Source organism: Mesorhizobium sp. LEGMi-168a (genome assembly GCF_058312955.1).
Map to the genome: position 1 here is coordinate 126,365 of NZ_JBZEGV010000016.1, position 15,297 is coordinate 141,661.

A 15,297-nucleotide genomic window follows, 5' to 3' on the forward strand; every position below is an offset into this window, starting at 1 on the left:
TTATAGGGGAGGTGGGCGGGAGTGTCGATAAAGCGGCCCAAGGTTTCACCGGAGCCGTTGGCCACAGTGACGCCGCAATGCTTAGGCTTCGTCGCCACGCGTCGCCCATCGGGCGCGGTCGCAGCGATGAACTGGGGATCGCAACAGGAGCAAGGCAATGCCGTCGACCGAACTGCTTGTCGCCTTTTTCGTAACCACGGCGATCTTTGCCTATATTCCCGGCCCGGCCATGCTCTACGCCGCGGCCCAGACCATGGCCCGCGGCCGCTGGTCCGGCCTGACCGCGACGCTCGGCATCCACCTCGGCGGTTACGTGCATGTCCTTGCCGCCGCGACCGGTCTGTCCGTCTTGTTCCACGCCGTGCCGCCGCTTTATATGGCCGTCAAACTCGTCGGCGCGCTCTACCTGATCTGGCTGGGCGTCTCGATGTTCCGCGCCAGGACAAAAGGAAACGGAACGCTGCCCACGATCGAGCGGAAGTCGGCCCGCCGCGCCTTTTTTGAAAGCATCACGGTCGAGGTGCTCAATCCCAAGACGGCGATCTTCTTCATGGCGTTCCTGCCGCAATTCATCGATGCCTCGGCAGTCTTCCCGGTTTGGCTGCAGTTCGCTGTGCTGGGAACAATCGTCAACCTGATGTTCTCCTCGGCCGACATCCTCTGCGTTTTCCTGGCCGGGGCGATGGTCGCGCGACTGCGTCGCTCTGGCCGCGCGCAGCGCTGGATGCAGCGCGCGGGTGGCGCAGTGCTTGTCGGCCTCGGCGTCCATGTCGCCTTGCAGAAGGCCTGATTCGACTGCCCGCTCTGGCCGCGACCCGCTTCAAGCCTGCCGTTGCGCTGGCCCGAATTGCGGTATATCGGCATCGCGAAGAACGAAGGGCGCCGGATTTTCCGGTGCTGCAACCCTGATCAAGAACCACCCTTCAGGCGCGTGCCAGTGAGATGATCAAGCACCATCTGCCTTCCCCAGAGCCCCTGCATCGCGCCATCGCCCGCTTCGGCGACGTCACCGTGCTGGTGGTCGGCGATTTCATCCTCGACCGCTTCGTCAGCGGCGTCATCGAGCGGATCTCGCCAGAAGCGCCGATCCCGGTGCTGCATGGGCGGGGCGAGATGCTGGCCATGGGCGGCGCCGGCAACGTCGTCTCCAACATCGTCTCGCTGGGCGCGGCCGCAATTCCCGTGTCGGTGATCGGCGCCGATAAGGCTGGCGACAATCTCATGCGCATGATTGGTGAGCTCGGCGCCGATACCGACGGCCTGGCGCAGCGGCAAGGCCGCATGACCTCATCGAAGAGCCGCTTCAGCGCGCTCAACCAGCAAGTGCTGCGGTTCGACGAGGAAGAGATCAAGCCGCTGGCCCGCAGCGAGCGTGCTGCGCTTCTCGACCACTTCCAGGCCGCGCTTGCGCGCGCCGATATCGTCATCCTGTCCGACTACGGCAAGGGCATCCTGCTCGACGGTGTGGCGGCCGAGCTGATCGCGATCTGCCGCGATGCCGGAAAGCCGGTGCTGGTCGATCCGAAGGGCCGCGACTATGCGCGCTATGCCGGGGCGACCGCCGTCACACCCAACCGCAAGGAACTCGGCGAGGCGGCTGGACGCAAGGTGTTCGGCGACGACGAGATCGTGGCCGCGGCGCGCGACCTGATCGCCGCGCATGACTTCGAGTTCATCGTCGCCACCCGCAGCGAAAAGGGCATGAGCGTCGTTACCGCGGAGGATGCGCGTCACATCTCCACGCAGGCGCGCGAGGTGTTCGACGTCTCCGGCGCAGGCGACACGGTCATCGCTACCTTCGCGCTCTCCCTGGCCGCCGGCGCCGACCGCGTGCAGGCTGCTACAATCGCCAATGCCGCCGGCGGCGTCGTGGTCGGCAAGCGCGGCACGGCGCGGCTGACCATCGAGGAGCTCTCCGGCGCGCTGTTCCGTTCGCATGGGCCTGTCGTCCACCAGGATGCCATTCTGGACGCCAATGCGGCGGCCAGGATGGTGGCGGCCTGGAAGGAGGAGGGGCTGACGGTGGGTTTCACCAATGGCTGCTTCGACATCCTGCATGCCGGCCATGTCAGCCTGCTGCACGCCGCGCGCAGTCAGTGCGACCGGCTGGTGCTCGGCCTCAACAGCGATGCCTCGGTGCGAAGGCTGAAAGGCCCAGGACGTCCGGTCAACGACCAGCATGACCGCGCCTGCGTGCTCGCCGCCCTTGCCTCGGTCGACGCCGTCGTCGTCTTCGAGGAGGACACGCCGCTGGCGCTCATCGAAGCGCTCAAGCCCGACATCCTGGTCAAGGGCGCGGACTACACGATAGAGACCGTGGTCGGCGCCGACGTGGTCCAGAAGGCAGGCGGGCGCGTCGTGCTGGTCGATCTCGTTGCCGGCAAGAGCACGACCAACACCATCGGCAAGCTGCGTGCCGGCACGAATTGAGGGTTTCATGTCCGAGCTGAACGATTATCTGGTCCGCTCCGCGGCGGCGATCACGGCGATGGTCGAGCGCGACCTCACCGGCGAGATGGAACGCGCGGTGAGCACGGTCGTGACGGCGCTGTCGCAGGGCAAGGCGCTGCTGATCTGCGGCAATGGCGGCTCGGCGAGCGATGCCATCCATATTGCCGGCGAACTGGTCGGCCGGTTCCTCAAAGAGCGCAAGGCCTACAATGTCATCGCGCTGCCCGCCAACGCGGCGGTACTGACTGCCTGGGGCAACGACTACGGCTTCGACACCGTGTTCTCGCGTCAGGTCGAGGCGCATGGATCGGAAGGCGCGGTGCTGCTCGCCATCTCGACCAGCGGCAACTCGCCGAGCATCCTTGCCGCCGCCGAGCAGGCGCAGGCCATGGGCATGACGGTGATCAGCCTGACCGGCGACACCGGCGGCAAGCTGAAGCCGCTGACCGACATCCTGCTCAACGTGCCGTCGACCTCGACGCCGATCATCCAGCAGGGGCACCTCTGCCTCTACCACCATCTTTGCGAGGCGGTGGAAGCGCGTCTCAGCAATGGCTGACGGCGAAAGAGCCTTTCCGCTCGCCGAACCCGGCCTGTGGGTCGAGCGGATTGGAGCAAGGACTTTTCCGACGGGTCTGCCGGCGCTGTTCCTCGACCGCGACGGCACCATCAATGTCGATACCGACTATCCCAGTGATCCGGCCGACATTGTGCTTAGGCCTCAGATGCTGCCGGCGATCGAGGCCGCCAACCGGGCCGGTGTGCCGGTCGTCGTGGTCACCAACCAGTCCGGCATCGCGCGCGGCTATTTTGACTGGGATGTCTTCGCCCGCGTCAACCAGCGGGTGCTCGACCTGCTGGCCGAGAACAAAGCCAGTGTCGACATGATGCTTGCCTGTGCCTATCACGAAGCGGGTTCGGGTCCACTGGCAATTGCCGATCATCCGATGCGCAAGCCCAATCCGGGCATGCTGCTCGAAGGAGGACGCCGCCTTGGCCTCGATCTCAAGCGATCGCTGATCGTCGGCGACAAGCCTGCGGACATGGAAGCAGGCCTGCGCGCCGGCCTCGAGCGCGGCTGGCTTGTCGATGGCGAAGCCACAACGACGGGTGAGCTTTCAGTTTTGCCACTGCGAGATGCGCATGACCTAGCGGGTCTGCTCACCGCGATACGGTCGCTCTGATTCCAGATTGATTCAAAATTGAGCGTCAACCCGCTGTTTTTCCAGCGGATTCATCGGAAGCTGGCGCATTAAGCTGGAAACGCTACCAGCCCTTCGTCCTTGACGCGGCGGATGGTCAACGCGGTGCGCACAGTGTCGACATTGGGGGCCGAGGCGAGCTCCTCGATGACGAAGGTCTGGAAGGTGCCGAGGTCGCTTGCCACGCAGTGGAGCAGGAAATCGGACTCGCCGGAGACCATCCAGGCGTCGCGCACGATCGGCCAGCCGCGCGTGCGCTCGGCAAAGGTTTTCAGCTCGGCATCGGCCTGATGGTGCAGGCCGATCAGGCAGAAGGCCACGACGTCCATGCCGAGCGCCGGCGCGTTGAGCAGCGCGCGGTAGCCGCGGATGATGCCGGCCTCTTCCAGCCGCCTGACCCGGCGCAGGCAAGGCGGCGCCGAGATGCCGACCCGGTTGGACAGCTCAACATTGGTCATGCGGCCGTCGTTCTGCAGCTCGCGCAGGATCTTCCAGTCGATGGCGTCGAGATCGGCTTTGAGCGGCATGATTGGCTTTCGCGCAAGAATCTTTCGCGATTTTGTAATTTGGTTTCGCGCAGGAGGCCATCCCTTTGCGATGATTTTTCTGCTTTCGGGCCGCGATATGGCCCAATATGCCGTGCTATGCAGCTTTCCGGGGACGAAGGCCAAGCTGCCTTGCTGGCTTGGCGGGCAACACTTACATTACCGCCGACAAACCACGGCCTCGAGCCGCAGGGGACTTTTTTCATGAACACCAAACATGCGCCCGTTCTCATCATCGGCTCCGGCCCGGCCGGCTATACGGCGGCGATCTATGCCGCCCGCGCCATGCTGAAGCCGATGCTTGTCGCCGGCCTGCAGCAGGGCGGCCAGCTGATGATCACCACCGATGTCGAGAACTATCCGGGCTTTGCCGATCCGATCCAGGGTCCCTGGCTGATGGAGCAAATGCTCAAGCAGGCCGAGCATGTCGGCTCCGACGTCGTCAACGACATCATCACCGAGGTCGACCTCAATGTGCGGCCGTTCCGCGCCACCGGCGATTCCGGCACCGTCTACACAGCGGACGCCTTGATCATCGCCACCGGCGCTCAGGCCAAGTGGCTGGGCATCCCCTCGGAGCAGACCTTCATGGGCTTCGGCGTCTCGGCCTGCGCCACCTGTGACGGCTTCTTCTATCGCGGCAAGGATGTCGCGGTGGTCGGCGGCGGCAATTCGGCGGTCGAGGAGGCGCTCTATCTCGCTAACCTCGCCAAGAGCGTCACCGTCATTCACCGGCGCAGCGATTTCCGCGCCGAGCGCATCCTGCGCGAGCGGCTGTTCAAGAAGGACAACATCCGCGTCATCTGGGACACGGTCGTCGACGAGATCACCGGGCAGCCGGGCAAGGCGCCGATGCCGCCTTCGGTCGAGGGCTTGAAGCTGCGCAACGTGGCGACCGGAGAGGTGTCGCGGCTGAAGGTCGATGGCGTCTTCGTCGCGATCGGCCACGCGCCGGCGGTCGAACTCTTCGCCGGCAAGCTCAAGCAGAAGCCGAACGGCTATCTGTGGACGGCGCCCGATTCGACCCGCACCGACGTGCCCGGCGTGTTCGCCGCCGGCGACGTCACCGACGACATCTACCGGCAGGCGGTGACGGCGGCGGGGCTCGGCTGCATGGCCGCGCTCGAAGCGGAAAAATATCTCGCGGGGATCGAAGTTCACCGCGAAGCGGCGGAATAATCGACCGGCTGAAGAACGCCGTTTAAAAGCCTGATTTTTCATTCAGACGCCAAAGGCAACACGAGGGGAATCATGGCGCTGGACTGGGACAAGCTACGCGTGTTTCACGCTGCGGCGGAGGCTGGGTCGTTCACCCACGCCGCCGAGACGCTGCATCTGTCGCAATCGGCGATCTCGCGGCAGGTCAGCGCGCTGGAGCATGACGTCGGCGTGGCGCTGTTCCATCGCCACGCGCGCGGCCTCGTGCTGACGGAGCAGGGCGAGATGCTGTTCCGCACGGCGCATGACGTGCTGATGAAGCTGGAGACGATCAAGTCGCGGCTCACCGAGACCAAGGACCGTCCCTCCGGCGTGCTGAGGGTGACGACCACGGTGGGCTTGGGCGCCGGCTGGCTGACCGAGCGCGTGCAGGAATTCATCGAGCTCTATCCCGAGATCAGCCTGCAGCTGATCCTCGCCAATGAGGAGCTCGACCTCACCATGCGCCAGGCCGACTGCGCCATTCGCCTCAGGCAGCCTCAGCAGCCGGATCTCATCCAGCGCCGGCTGTTCACCGTGCATTTCCATCTCTACGCCGCGCCCTCCTACGTGGCGAAGTTCGGCAAGCCCGCGTCGATCGCCGAGCTGAGGAACCACCGGATCGTCACCTTCGGCGTGCCGGTGCCCTCGCATCTGTCGGAACTGAACTGGCTGGAGACGGTCGGCGATTTCGAGGGCGGGCAAAGGGTGCCGACGCTGCAGATCAACGACATCCTGTCGATCAAGCGCGCGGTCCAGGGCGGTGCCGGTATCGCCATGCTGCCCGACTACGTCATCAACAAGGACTCGAACCTGGTCCAGTTGCTGCCCGAGACCGAGGTGCCGTCCTTCGATACCTATTTCGCCTATCCGGACGCGATGAAGAACCAGGCCAAGCTGCATGTGTTCCGCGATTTCATCATCGCCAAGGCGCGTAGCTGGTCTTATTAGGCCTAGCTCGTTTGTGGCCTACCCTCGCCACGGTGTCAGCCGCGGCAGCCAACCGGGAACGGCGCGGCGGTAGGTTTCGTATTCAGCGCCATAGCGGCGGGCGAGCGTCGGCTCTTCGTAGACCTTGACGAACGAGATCATCGCCGCCGCGGCAATCAGGCCATAGACGAACACGACTCCGCTCGAAAAGATGAGCACCTGGCCGAAGATGATCGACAGCACCGCGACATACATGGGGTTGCGCACGTGGCGATAGATGCCGCCGACGACCAATTTCTCTGTCGGAGCCACGGGAGCAGGCGTGCCAAGTCCTTCCAGGGCGAAGCGGGCGAAGGCATGAAGCAGGATCCCTGCCGCCCCGACCACAAAGATCCAGCCTACGGGCACGAAACCGGGCACGGTGGACGGCGGCATGCGATAATGGTCGGTCAATAGCCAAGGTATCGCCCCTGCGACCACGCCGGGTGCTGCAACGAGGAATAGCGCGCTGCCGGCGATTGCCGAAAAAGTTCGCATCAGTCCCTCCTGCCGCAAAAGTAAACGCAACCTGCCCGAATCTGCATCATTTTGATTTCACGTATTTTACGGGCAGAATCGGACCTGATTTGCATATCAGCAATCGCTTTCACGCTGAAAAGGCACACGATTCGGCGATTTTTTCTGGTCCTATCGGTTCCTGGGACGGGTTGGACCACAGCCTGCGTCTTTTTGCATGCGTGCGTTGCAAAATAGATGCTTGTTTCTTGGGCATGATGAGCACATATATAGTTCATCTCCAGGGCGCGTTCTCCTCCCATTAGCGCCCTCGAGTGTTCCCCTCTGGAGGTTAGCCCTAATCGGCACTTCCAATCAAACTCAGCCGGATCTTTATTGATCCGGCTTTTTTGTTGCGCCGAGATCACCGCGAGGCCGGAAATGTGTGAGCGAAAGCCACGTAACAGTGACATGTAACATCGGGTAACATGTCGCGGACGCACTCTATCGATTAAGTAGATGATAGGACGCGGTTGGTCCGTTCGAGAGATGGGGGCATCACTCGGACAGGCCGGGCTCAGGCAGCTACCGCGTCCGAACCATTTCCTGATGCGGCGGACCTGCCGTTGCCTCCCAGGAAGACGGTCCGCAATAGAAACGGCGTCCGGACGATCCGGGCGCCGTTTTCATGTCTTCAACCAAAATCGGTCATGCAGCCTTGCCGTTGGCGTTCATCGCCTCGTCGGCCAGGCGCCCCGTCAGTTCGGCCATATGGTCGAAGCCGGCCTTGTAGCTGGCGACGCCCGCCGTCGCCGAACGCAACTCGATGATCAGGTCGCCGATCTCGGCCTGAGGCATGGTCGCCTCGACCACGTCCCAGCCGGGCCAGTCGGGCCGCGCGTCATAGCCAAGGATCTGGCCGCGCCGCTGCGGGATCAACGCGATGATCTTCGAGGTTGCATCGGATGGCGTGACGATTTCGACCTTCATGATCGGCTCCAGCAGAACCGGCGAACAGGCCGCCATGCCTTCTTTCATCGCCAGCTTTGCCGCCATCTGGAAGGCCATGTCGGAGGAATCGACGGCATGGTAGGAGCCGTCCGACAGGTTGACGGCGACATCCACCACGGGGAAGCCGAGTGGACCGGTCTTCAGATAGTCACGGATGCCCGTCTCCACCGACTGGATGTAGGTCTTGGGCACGACACCGCCGGTGATGGTATCGGTGAACTGGAAGCCCGAGCCGCGCGGCAGCGGCTTGATCTCGATCACCACGTCGCCGAATTGGCCGTGGCCGCCTGACTGCTTCTTGTGGCGGCCGCGCTGCTGCGCGGATTTGCGGATCGTTTCGCGATAAGGCACCGCCGGCGAATGGCCTTCGATCGGGATCTGGTTCTTGCCCTCCAGGCGCTCGCGCACGACGCGCAGGTGCATTTCGCCATGCCCCGACAACACGGTTTCCGCGGAGTCCTGGTTGTGGTGCAGGTTGAGCGACGGGTCTTCCTCGGCAAGCCTCTGGATCGCCGCCGACATCTTGACCTCGTCCTTGCGTTCCTTGGGGCGTAGCGCGAAGGCAAACACCGGCTGCGGTGGCTCCAGCGTGAACAGCGGCTTGATGCCGCCCTTGGCCGAGCTCAGCGTCTGGCCGGTCCTGACGCTGTCGAGCTTGCCGAGCGCGACGGTGTCGCCAGCGCTGGCTAACGGCAGCTTCAGCTGATCCTTGCCCAGCATCTTGTAGATGCCGGAGACCTTCGTCGTGTCGCCGTTGGAGAGGGAAAGCTCGGCCGCATCGGCCAATTGGCCGGAAAGCACGCGCGACACCGACAGCTTGCCGCCGTGCGCAGTGTGGATGGTCTTCATCACCTGCACGACCGTCTGGTTGCCGTCCGGCACACCCAGGCGCTTGCGGGTCGCCTCGACATCCGGCGCATCGTGGCGGATCGTCTTCAACAGGCGCAGCGCGCCATTGCCTTTCTCCGCCGTGCCGATCAGCACCGGCGTCACCGTACCGGCGCGCAGGTCCGCGGCAAGGTCGTCGAAGATCGCATCCTTCGGCGGCTCGATCTCTTCCAGGAGCTGTTCCATCAGCTGGTCGTCATGGTCGGCCAACGTCTCCAGCATCGAGAAGCGCGCTTCGAGCTCGCGCGCCTTGTCGTCGTTGGGGATCTCGGCGACCTGGCTTTCGGCGTATTCGCGGTAGACATAGGCGCGCTCCAGCGCCAGATCGATCGAGCCGATGACGACGCCGTCCTTGCGCAGAGGGATCTGGCGCAACAGCAACGGGACCGAGCTTGCCGGCTGCAGCATCTTCAGCGTCTCGCGCACGCCGGCGATCGCCTTGTCCACCTTGTTGAGGAACAGGATGCGCGGCACGCCGAGATCGTCGAGCTTGCGCATGATGAGCTGGAGCGCGGGTATCTTCTTTTCATCCGCTTCGGCAACGACGACGGCGACATCGCAGGCCGCAAGCACCGGCTCTGCCTCGAAGGCGAATTCGATGGAGCCGGGGCAGTCGACGAAGGTCAACTGCTCGCCCATGAACTCCGTGGTGGCAAAGGTCGCCTCGACGCTCATGGCGTGGGCGCGGGCCTCCGGCGAGTGATCGGAAACGGTGTTGCCCGATGAGACGGGATTCTGGCGGGGAATGGCGCCCGTGCGGGCGAGGATTGCTTCAAGAAGTGTCGTCTTACCGCTTGCGAAGGGACCGACTATGGCAATGCATTTCGGTCCCGTGCGTCGTCCTCCGGCGCGAGTACCCATGGCTGACCTCCACTCAGGCGTTTCCCTGGGAGCGGCGGCCGGCCTGTTCGGCCGTCGCGGGCGGGGTTGTTGCTCACCACCTGCCCAAGGCCATCGTCACACGGGTTCGCGGAGAGGGCAAGAAAAATAGGAAATGCGCCGGCTTCGGTTTGTCAGGCGCCCATCTTGTCAGGCGCCCATCTTGTCAAGCGCTAAGGGCCAGCGGCTCGCCCTCGGCTGCACAGAGCACGCTCGTCTTGTCGCGAGGCGCCGGCTTGCCGAAGAAGTAACCCTGGAAGCGGCTGCAGCCGGCGGTGCGGGCAAGAGTGAACTCCTCCGCCGTCTCCACGCCTTCGGCGACGATGGTGATGTCCTGGATACGCGCGATCTGGGCAAGCGCGGAAACAAAGATCTGCGCGACCTGATCGTGGGCGAGGCTTCGGATGTAGGAGCGGTCGATCTTCACGCTGTCGATGGGCAGGGTCTTCAGATAGTTGAAGCCGCAGTGACCGGTGCCGAAATCGTCGAGCGCGATGTGGAAGCCAAGCCCGCGCAAGGCTTCCAGGCGCCTGAGGATTTCCGGCGTCGCGGCGGTCGCCACCGTTTCGGTGATCTCGATGATGAACCCGGATGCCGACCTGCCGGTCTCACGCAAAATCCGCTCGCACATCGTCACGATCTCGTCGCGCTTCAACTGCTCGCCGGAGACGTTGACCGAGATGCGCCGCCCCGGAAAGTGGCCGATATCGGCGCAGGCGCGCTTGAAGACCCATTCGCCGATCATGTCGATCAAGGTCGAGCGCTCGGCGATCGGAATGAACTCGGCCGGCGATATCAGGCCGCGGACCGGATGGCGCCAGCGGATCAGGCCCTCGAGCGCGTCGATGGAGCCCTCCGGGCCCACGATCGGCTGATAGTGGAGCTCCAGCTCGCCAAGATAGACGGCGGCGCGCAATTCACGCTCCACGAGGCGGCGATAACGCTTGTCCGACAGCATCTCCTCGTCGAAGACCGTGACACGGCCCCGGCCTGCCGCCTTGCTTTCATAGAGCGCGAGGTCGGCAAGCAGCATCAATTCCGTCGGGTTGGAGGCGTGCAGCGGCGCAAGCGCAAGCCCCAACGAGATCGACAGCGGAATGATCTTGCCTTCATGCCGCTTTCCGGCCCGCATCGCGTCGAGCAGCCGGCGCGCATCCTTGTTGAGGGCAGCCGCGTTGCCATGCGGGACGATGACGCCGAACTCGTCGCCGCCCAGCCGCCCGATAATGCCGTCGGTAAAGATGCGTTCCGCCTCCTTGACCAGATGCGCCAGGGCAAGGTCGCCGAACTGGTGGCCGAAGGTGTCGTTGAGCTGCTTGAAATGGTCGAGGTCGATCAACAGAAGGCTCGCCTGCCGCCGGTTGCGCAAGGTGCCCAGCCTGTCGCTCAACGCTTCGAGGAAATAGCGGCGTGTCATGGCGCCTGTCATTGCGTCGATGCTGAGAAAGCGGTGCTTCTCAGCTTCAGCGTCGGCCGCCGATTGCAGGCGCTGCACGACGCTCGATCGCATATACATCAGCACCAGGAGCGCCAGGCTGGTCGCTGTGACCGACATAGCGAGGGCCGTGGCGCGGGAGGCGTCTTCGGTCAGGCCGAAGGCGGCAAGTCCGGTGGCGGCGATGCTCGCCACAAGCAGCGCCTGGATGCCGCGGTAAATCCTGCCGCTATGATCCTTGATGGTAGCCAAGATGCTCATGTCCGCGCCCCCACAGCACAGAGCCATGGCTAGAGCCGAGCCGTTAAAAAGACATTGAGCGTGGCGGTTGCCTTGCTCCATTCCCCGTTGCTTGGCTTGGCGCCTAATTTTATGGTTAAAAAGCAACAATTTATGACAGTATTTTAAACAGCTAACAAAATGACTTGGAGCGGCACCAAGCATGCTTCGATGCCGTCGCCATCGGCATTCGGAAAGGTCGGTTGCACTGGCCCCGTGCCGGGATGAAACTGGGTGCGAGATGCCGCGCTCGCGGTTTGCGGTTCGTCAACGATTGAGGATTTGACAATGAAGATCATTGCGTGCGGCAGCGTGCCGACGATCATCGCGCCCGAAAAGTATTTCACCGGCAAGGTGCTGCAGACGCCGATCATCGAGAAGGAGGCGCCGGCGCGGCTTAGGGCGACGCTGGTCAGCTTCGAACCGGGCGCCCGTACCCATTGGCACACGCATCCGCTCGGCCAGACGCTCTATGTCACGGCTGGCGCCGGGCTTGCGCAGACATGGGGCGGGCCGATCGAGGCGATCAGGGCGGGCGACGTCATCTCCTTCGCGCCCGGCGAAAAGCACTGGCACGGCGCCGGGCCGAAAACCACGATGACGCATGTCGCCATGCAGGAGGCGCTGGACGGCGTCCATGCCGATTGGCTTGAGGCAGTCTCCGACGAGCAGTATGGCGGCTGACAAGCGCCTAACAAAAACCCGGCGCGAAGCCGGGTTTTTGTCTCTAACTGGGCTGTGCTGCCGCTCAGGTCAGCGATGCGGTGAAGCGCTGGATGCGGGTGCAGGCTTCCTCCAGCAGCGCCTCTGAGGTGGCGTAGGAGATGCGGAAGTTCGGGCCGAGGCCGAATGCCGAGCCGAACACCACCGCGACGCCCTCGGCGTCGAGCAGCTCCGAGCAGAAGGCCTCGTCGCTGTCGATGACCTTGCCGGCCTTGGTCTTCTTGCCGATCAGCTCAGCGCAGGACGGATAGACATAGAAGGCGCCTTCCGGCGACGGACAGGTGATGCCGCGCGCCTGGTTGAGCATCGACACGACGAGGTCGCGCCGCCCCTGGAAGATCGCCTTGTTCTTCGCGATGAAATCCTGCGGGCCGTTGAGCGCCTCGACGGAAGCCCATTGGGCGATGGTGCAGGCGCCCGAGGTCTGCTGGCCCTGGATCATGTCCATCGCCTTGATCAGCGCCACCGGCCCGGCGGCGTAGCCGATGCGCCAGCCGGTCATGGCATAGGCTTTCGACACGCCGTTCATGGTCAGCGTGCGCTCGTAGAGGCTCGGCTCGACTTCGGCGATGGTCTTGAAGACGAAATCGCCATAGGTCAGGTGCTCGTACATGTCGTCTGTCAGCGTCCAGACATGCGGATGCTCGAGCAGCACGTCGGCCAGCGCGCGCAGCTCGGCCTCCGTGTAGGCGGCGCCAGACGGGTTGGACGGCGAGTTCATCAGCAGCCATTTCGTCTTCGGCGTGATCGCCTTTTCCAGCACTTCCGGCGTCAGCTTGAAGCCGTTGTCGATCGAGGTGTCGGCAAAAACGGACGTGCCGCCGCAGATCGCCACCATTTCGGGGTAGCTCACCCAATAGGGGCGCGGGATGATGACCTCGTCGCCGGGGTTCAGCGTCGCCATGAAGGCGTTGAACAGGATCTGCTTGCCGCCGGTGCCGACGATGGTCTGCTCCGGCCGGTAGTCGAGATTGTTCTCGCGCTTGAACTTCTTGGCTATCGCCTCGCGCAGCGGCGCGATGCCGGAAACCGGCGGATATTTGGTCTCGCCGCGACGGATCGCGTCGATCGCCGCGTTCTTGATGTTGTCGGGCGTGTCGAAGTCCGGCTCGCCGGCGCCGAGGCCGATGACGTCACGGCCGGCATTTTTCAGCTCGCGCGCTTTCTGCGTCACCGCGATGGTCGCGGAAGGCTTCACGCGGGAAAGGGCGTCGGCAAGAAAGGCCATGACAGAGCGTCTCCAACAGAATGGCGCGGCCAGGAGCGGCCGCGGCGCCTCTCATGTCGCATCGCCGGCCCAAGCGCAAGCATTGTCGGATGATCCAGAGGTCAAGGTGGCGTGAGCGGCAACTATAAATTCATCAACGACCGGTAAACCCTTGGCTGGCAGGATGGCTGATTGAATTCCGCTTACATGGCGGAGCGAGGGACCTTTGTCGCGCAGCATCGGGCTTGCCCATATCATCCGTCATGATGACGGCACCTCCACCGGTGTCTGGGGCATCTACACGCTGCAAAGCGCCTTCCAGCCGATCTTCGCTTTCAACGAAGGCAAGCTTTCGGTCGTCGCCTTCGAGGGCCTGATCCGGCCGTTCCGTGACGGCGAGCCGCAATCGCCGGGAACTTTTTTCGGCACTTGCCCTGCGGGCGACCGGCTGCATATCGAGGCGCTGACCAGGACGCTGCATCTGCTCAACGCCGGCGCCTGTCTGCCGGAAGAGGCATCCATCTTCGTCAATTTCGATCCGTCGGTGTTCACCGACCGCGTCATTGCCGACAAGGCGCTGCGCGACATGCGCCTGGTGCTGCACGAGGCCGGCATCGATCCGCGCCGCATCGTCTGCGAGGTCACCGAGCAGAAGTCGGCTTCGCAGGAGACGCTCTACAGCTTTGTCGAAGCGCTACGCGCCAACGGCTTCCGCATCGCGGTCGACGATTACGGCGCCGACCAATCCGACATCAACCGCATCAAGGAATTGCGGCCGGACATCGTCAAGTTCGACGCTCATTGGATCACACAGCTCATGGAATCGGGCGCCGGCTTCGCGCTGCTCACCACGATGGTGAAGAGTTTTGAAGCGCAAGGCATCCGCACCGTCTTCGAAGGCATCGAGGAAGGTTGGCAGCTCGATCTCGCCGAGAAGTCAGGGGCCTCGATGGTGCAGGGCTACGTACTCGCCCGGCCGGAACTGGCGCCGACCAGTTTTCGCGTCTTCGGCAAGGGGGCGCAGGTGCCCGCGACTGAAGAGAGCAAGCCCACGGTCGCCACCAATCCCGCTCCAGTGGTGGCGCCGGCTCGGCCGGCGAGAGTGTTTGGGCGCAAGGTGACGCCATGATCGCGCGGTCCGACAGGCGGCGCAACGTCGCCGAGGCGATCTTCGCCGACGAGATCGGCATCCAGTTCGGCGTCTATGGCGAGTTCAGGCTGTGGAGTGCCTATCAGCCGATCTTCGCGCCGCGGGGCAGGACGCTCAAGGTAGTCGCCGTCGAAGCGCTGATCGAGCCGCGCCGCGTCGCAACGCCCGTCTCGCCACAGGTTTTCTTCGACAGCGTCGCGGCACCGGACCGGCTGTTCGTCGAGACGATGTGCCGGATGCTGCATCTCGGCAACTACCGCAACATCGGCGTCGATGGCCTCACGCTGTTCTTCAACTACGACCCGATGATCAACGATCACCTCGGGCGGGCGCTGGCCGAGATCCGCCTTATGACCAGGCATCTCGGCGATTTCGGCCTCGGGCCGGCCATGCTGGTCTGCGAGATCACCGAGCAGGCGGCCGATGACCATGTGCTCGCCTGTCTCGTGCGCGAGATGAGGCGTGACGGCATCCGCATCGCCATAGACGATTTCGGCACCGGACATTCGACCGAGGCGCGCATCGGCCTGCTGTCGCCCGACATCGTCAAGATCGATGGCGGCTGGTTCGCCGAGTTCTGCCGTCATGCCGCCGCCGAACGGTTCTTCCGGCCGCTGGTCTCGATGCTGCACGACCGCGGCGCCAAGGTGCTGGTCGAGGGCATCGAGCAGGCCACGCATCTGCGGGTCGCGCTGGACGGCGGCGTCGACTTCCTGCAAGGATATCACCTCGCCCGCCCGGCGCTCGCCGGCACGATCTTCAACGAAGAGCCGCTCTCGATCGACGCGCTGCTCGGCATGGACAACAAGGTCGTGCCTTTGCATCAGCGCCGCTGATGCTTTCACCCAAAAACAAATGACTGGATGAGACCCGCGCAGGCGCGTTAGAGGCTTCTCGATCGCTCA

At 63.8% G+C, this 15,297-nt stretch carries 14 protein-coding genes; 9 read left to right on the forward strand and 5 right to left on the reverse strand.

Features of this window, described 5'->3' with window-relative positions:
* The first annotated feature begins 157 nt into the window (after positions 1-157).
* From AC4FWB_RS20950 to AC4FWB_RS20965, 4 genes are all read left to right on the forward strand, one after another.
* A complete protein-coding gene (locus AC4FWB_RS20950; protein ID WP_491028159.1) occupies positions 158-790 on the forward strand; it encodes a LysE family translocator in 633 nt (210 codons plus the stop codon).
* 152 nt (positions 791-942) lie between these two features.
* The gene (gene rfaE1 / locus AC4FWB_RS20955; RefSeq protein WP_491028160.1) at positions 943-2,430 is read left to right on the forward strand and encodes a D-glycero-beta-D-manno-heptose-7-phosphate kinase; all 1,488 of its coding nucleotides are present in this window, start codon (positions 943-945) and stop codon (positions 2,428-2,430) included.
* A gap of 7 nt (positions 2,431-2,437) precedes the next feature.
* The gene (locus AC4FWB_RS20960) at positions 2,438-3,010 is read left to right on the forward strand and encodes a D-sedoheptulose-7-phosphate isomerase (RefSeq protein ID WP_491028161.1); all 573 of its coding nucleotides are present in this window, start codon (positions 2,438-2,440) and stop codon (positions 3,008-3,010) included.
* A complete protein-coding gene (locus AC4FWB_RS20965; RefSeq protein ID WP_491028162.1) occupies positions 3,003-3,635 on the forward strand; it encodes a D-glycero-alpha-D-manno-heptose-1,7-bisphosphate 7-phosphatase in 633 nt (210 codons plus the stop codon). The genes AC4FWB_RS20960 and AC4FWB_RS20965 overlap by 8 nt, the downstream gene beginning before the upstream one ends.
* A 68-nt stretch (positions 3,636-3,703) precedes the next feature.
* On the opposite strand, the gene AC4FWB_RS20970 is transcribed toward AC4FWB_RS20965, so the two are convergent.
* Complete coding sequence (locus AC4FWB_RS20970; protein WP_126088098.1) at positions 3,704-4,180, reverse strand: Lrp/AsnC family transcriptional regulator; 477 nt, start codon at positions 4,178-4,180, stop codon at positions 3,704-3,706.
* A 222-nt stretch (positions 4,181-4,402) separates the two neighbouring features.
* Here AC4FWB_RS20970 and trxB point away from each other — a divergent pair, with 222 nt between their 5' ends.
* Positions 4,403-5,377, forward strand: a complete 975-nt coding sequence (trxB, locus tag AC4FWB_RS20975; protein ID WP_491028163.1) for a thioredoxin-disulfide reductase — start codon at positions 4,403-4,405, stop codon at positions 5,375-5,377.
* 72 nt (positions 5,378-5,449) lie between these two features.
* Positions 5,450-6,346 (forward strand): LysR family transcriptional regulator, encoded by an 897-nt coding sequence (locus AC4FWB_RS20980; protein WP_192256131.1) that lies wholly within the window; start codon positions 5,450-5,452, stop codon positions 6,344-6,346.
* Between the two features lie 18 nt (positions 6,347-6,364).
* Here AC4FWB_RS20980 and AC4FWB_RS20985 read toward each other — a convergent pair whose 3' ends face one another.
* The 3 genes from AC4FWB_RS20985 to AC4FWB_RS20995 form a co-directional block, all read right to left on the reverse strand.
* On the reverse strand, positions 6,365-6,862 hold the full coding sequence (locus AC4FWB_RS20985; RefSeq protein ID WP_491028164.1) for a methyltransferase family protein: 498 nt from the start codon (positions 6,860-6,862) through the stop codon (positions 6,365-6,367).
* 666 nt (positions 6,863-7,528) lie between these two features.
* Entirely contained in the window at positions 7,529-9,580 is a 2,052-nt protein-coding gene (locus AC4FWB_RS20990) for an elongation factor G (protein WP_491028165.1), read from the reverse strand.
* A gap of 184 nt (positions 9,581-9,764) precedes the next feature.
* Entirely contained in the window at positions 9,765-11,294 is a 1,530-nt protein-coding gene (locus tag AC4FWB_RS20995) for a putative bifunctional diguanylate cyclase/phosphodiesterase (protein ID WP_491028166.1), read from the reverse strand.
* A 306-nt stretch (positions 11,295-11,600) separates the two neighbouring features.
* Here AC4FWB_RS20995 and AC4FWB_RS21000 point away from each other — a divergent pair, with 306 nt between their 5' ends.
* A complete protein-coding gene (locus tag AC4FWB_RS21000) occupies positions 11,601-11,996 on the forward strand; it encodes a (R)-mandelonitrile lyase (RefSeq protein WP_491028167.1) in 396 nt (131 codons plus the stop codon).
* A gap of 64 nt (positions 11,997-12,060) precedes the next feature.
* Here AC4FWB_RS21000 and AC4FWB_RS21005 read toward each other — a convergent pair whose 3' ends face one another.
* On the reverse strand, positions 12,061-13,263 hold the full coding sequence (locus AC4FWB_RS21005; protein WP_491028168.1) for a pyridoxal phosphate-dependent aminotransferase: 1,203 nt from the start codon (positions 13,261-13,263) through the stop codon (positions 12,061-12,063).
* Between the two features lie 205 nt (positions 13,264-13,468).
* On the opposite strand from AC4FWB_RS21005, the gene AC4FWB_RS21010 reads away from it, so the two are divergent.
* Both AC4FWB_RS21010 and AC4FWB_RS21015 read left to right on the forward strand, forming a co-directional pair.
* Positions 13,469-14,371, forward strand: a complete 903-nt coding sequence (locus tag AC4FWB_RS21010; protein WP_491028169.1) for an EAL domain-containing protein — start codon at positions 13,469-13,471, stop codon at positions 14,369-14,371.
* Positions 14,368-15,228 carry an EAL domain-containing protein gene (locus AC4FWB_RS21015; protein ID WP_491028170.1) on the forward strand — a complete coding sequence of 287 codons (861 nt, stop codon included), beginning with the start codon at positions 14,368-14,370 and terminating at the stop codon, positions 15,226-15,228. Before AC4FWB_RS21010 ends, AC4FWB_RS21015 begins: the two co-directional genes overlap by 4 nt.
* Positions 15,229-15,297 lie beyond the last annotated feature (69 nt).

What these genes read in the sequence shown, in the direction of transcription:
- AC4FWB_RS20950 (WP_491028159.1), top strand. Translation starts at nt 158, where the DNA reads ATGCCGTCGACCGAACTGCTTGTCGCCTTTTTCGTAACCACGGCGATC.
- rfaE1 (WP_491028160.1), top strand. Translation starts at nt 943, where the DNA reads ATGATCAAGCACCATCTGCCTTCCCCAGAGCCCCTGCATCGCGCCATC.
- AC4FWB_RS20960 (WP_491028161.1), top strand. Translation starts at nt 2,438, where the DNA reads ATGTCCGAGCTGAACGATTATCTGGTCCGCTCCGCGGCGGCGATCACG.
- AC4FWB_RS20965 (WP_491028162.1), top strand. Translation starts at nt 3,003, where the DNA reads ATGGCTGACGGCGAAAGAGCCTTTCCGCTCGCCGAACCCGGCCTGTGG.
- AC4FWB_RS20970 (WP_126088098.1), bottom strand. Translation starts at nt 4,180, where the DNA reads ATGCCGCTCAAAGCCGATCTCGACGCCATCGACTGGAAGATCCTGCGC.
- trxB (WP_491028163.1), top strand. Translation starts at nt 4,403, where the DNA reads ATGAACACCAAACATGCGCCCGTTCTCATCATCGGCTCCGGCCCGGCC.
- AC4FWB_RS20980 (WP_192256131.1), top strand. Translation starts at nt 5,450, where the DNA reads ATGGCGCTGGACTGGGACAAGCTACGCGTGTTTCACGCTGCGGCGGAG.
- AC4FWB_RS20985 (WP_491028164.1), bottom strand. Translation starts at nt 6,862, where the DNA reads ATGCGAACTTTTTCGGCAATCGCCGGCAGCGCGCTATTCCTCGTTGCA.
- AC4FWB_RS20990 (WP_491028165.1), bottom strand. Translation starts at nt 9,580, where the DNA reads ATGGGTACTCGCGCCGGAGGACGACGCACGGGACCGAAATGCATTGCC.
- AC4FWB_RS20995 (WP_491028166.1), bottom strand. Translation starts at nt 11,294, where the DNA reads ATGAGCATCTTGGCTACCATCAAGGATCATAGCGGCAGGATTTACCGC.
- AC4FWB_RS21000 (WP_491028167.1), top strand. Translation starts at nt 11,601, where the DNA reads ATGAAGATCATTGCGTGCGGCAGCGTGCCGACGATCATCGCGCCCGAA.
- AC4FWB_RS21005 (WP_491028168.1), bottom strand. Translation starts at nt 13,263, where the DNA reads ATGGCCTTTCTTGCCGACGCCCTTTCCCGCGTGAAGCCTTCCGCGACC.
- AC4FWB_RS21015 (WP_491028170.1), top strand. Translation starts at nt 14,368, where the DNA reads ATGATCGCGCGGTCCGACAGGCGGCGCAACGTCGCCGAGGCGATCTTC.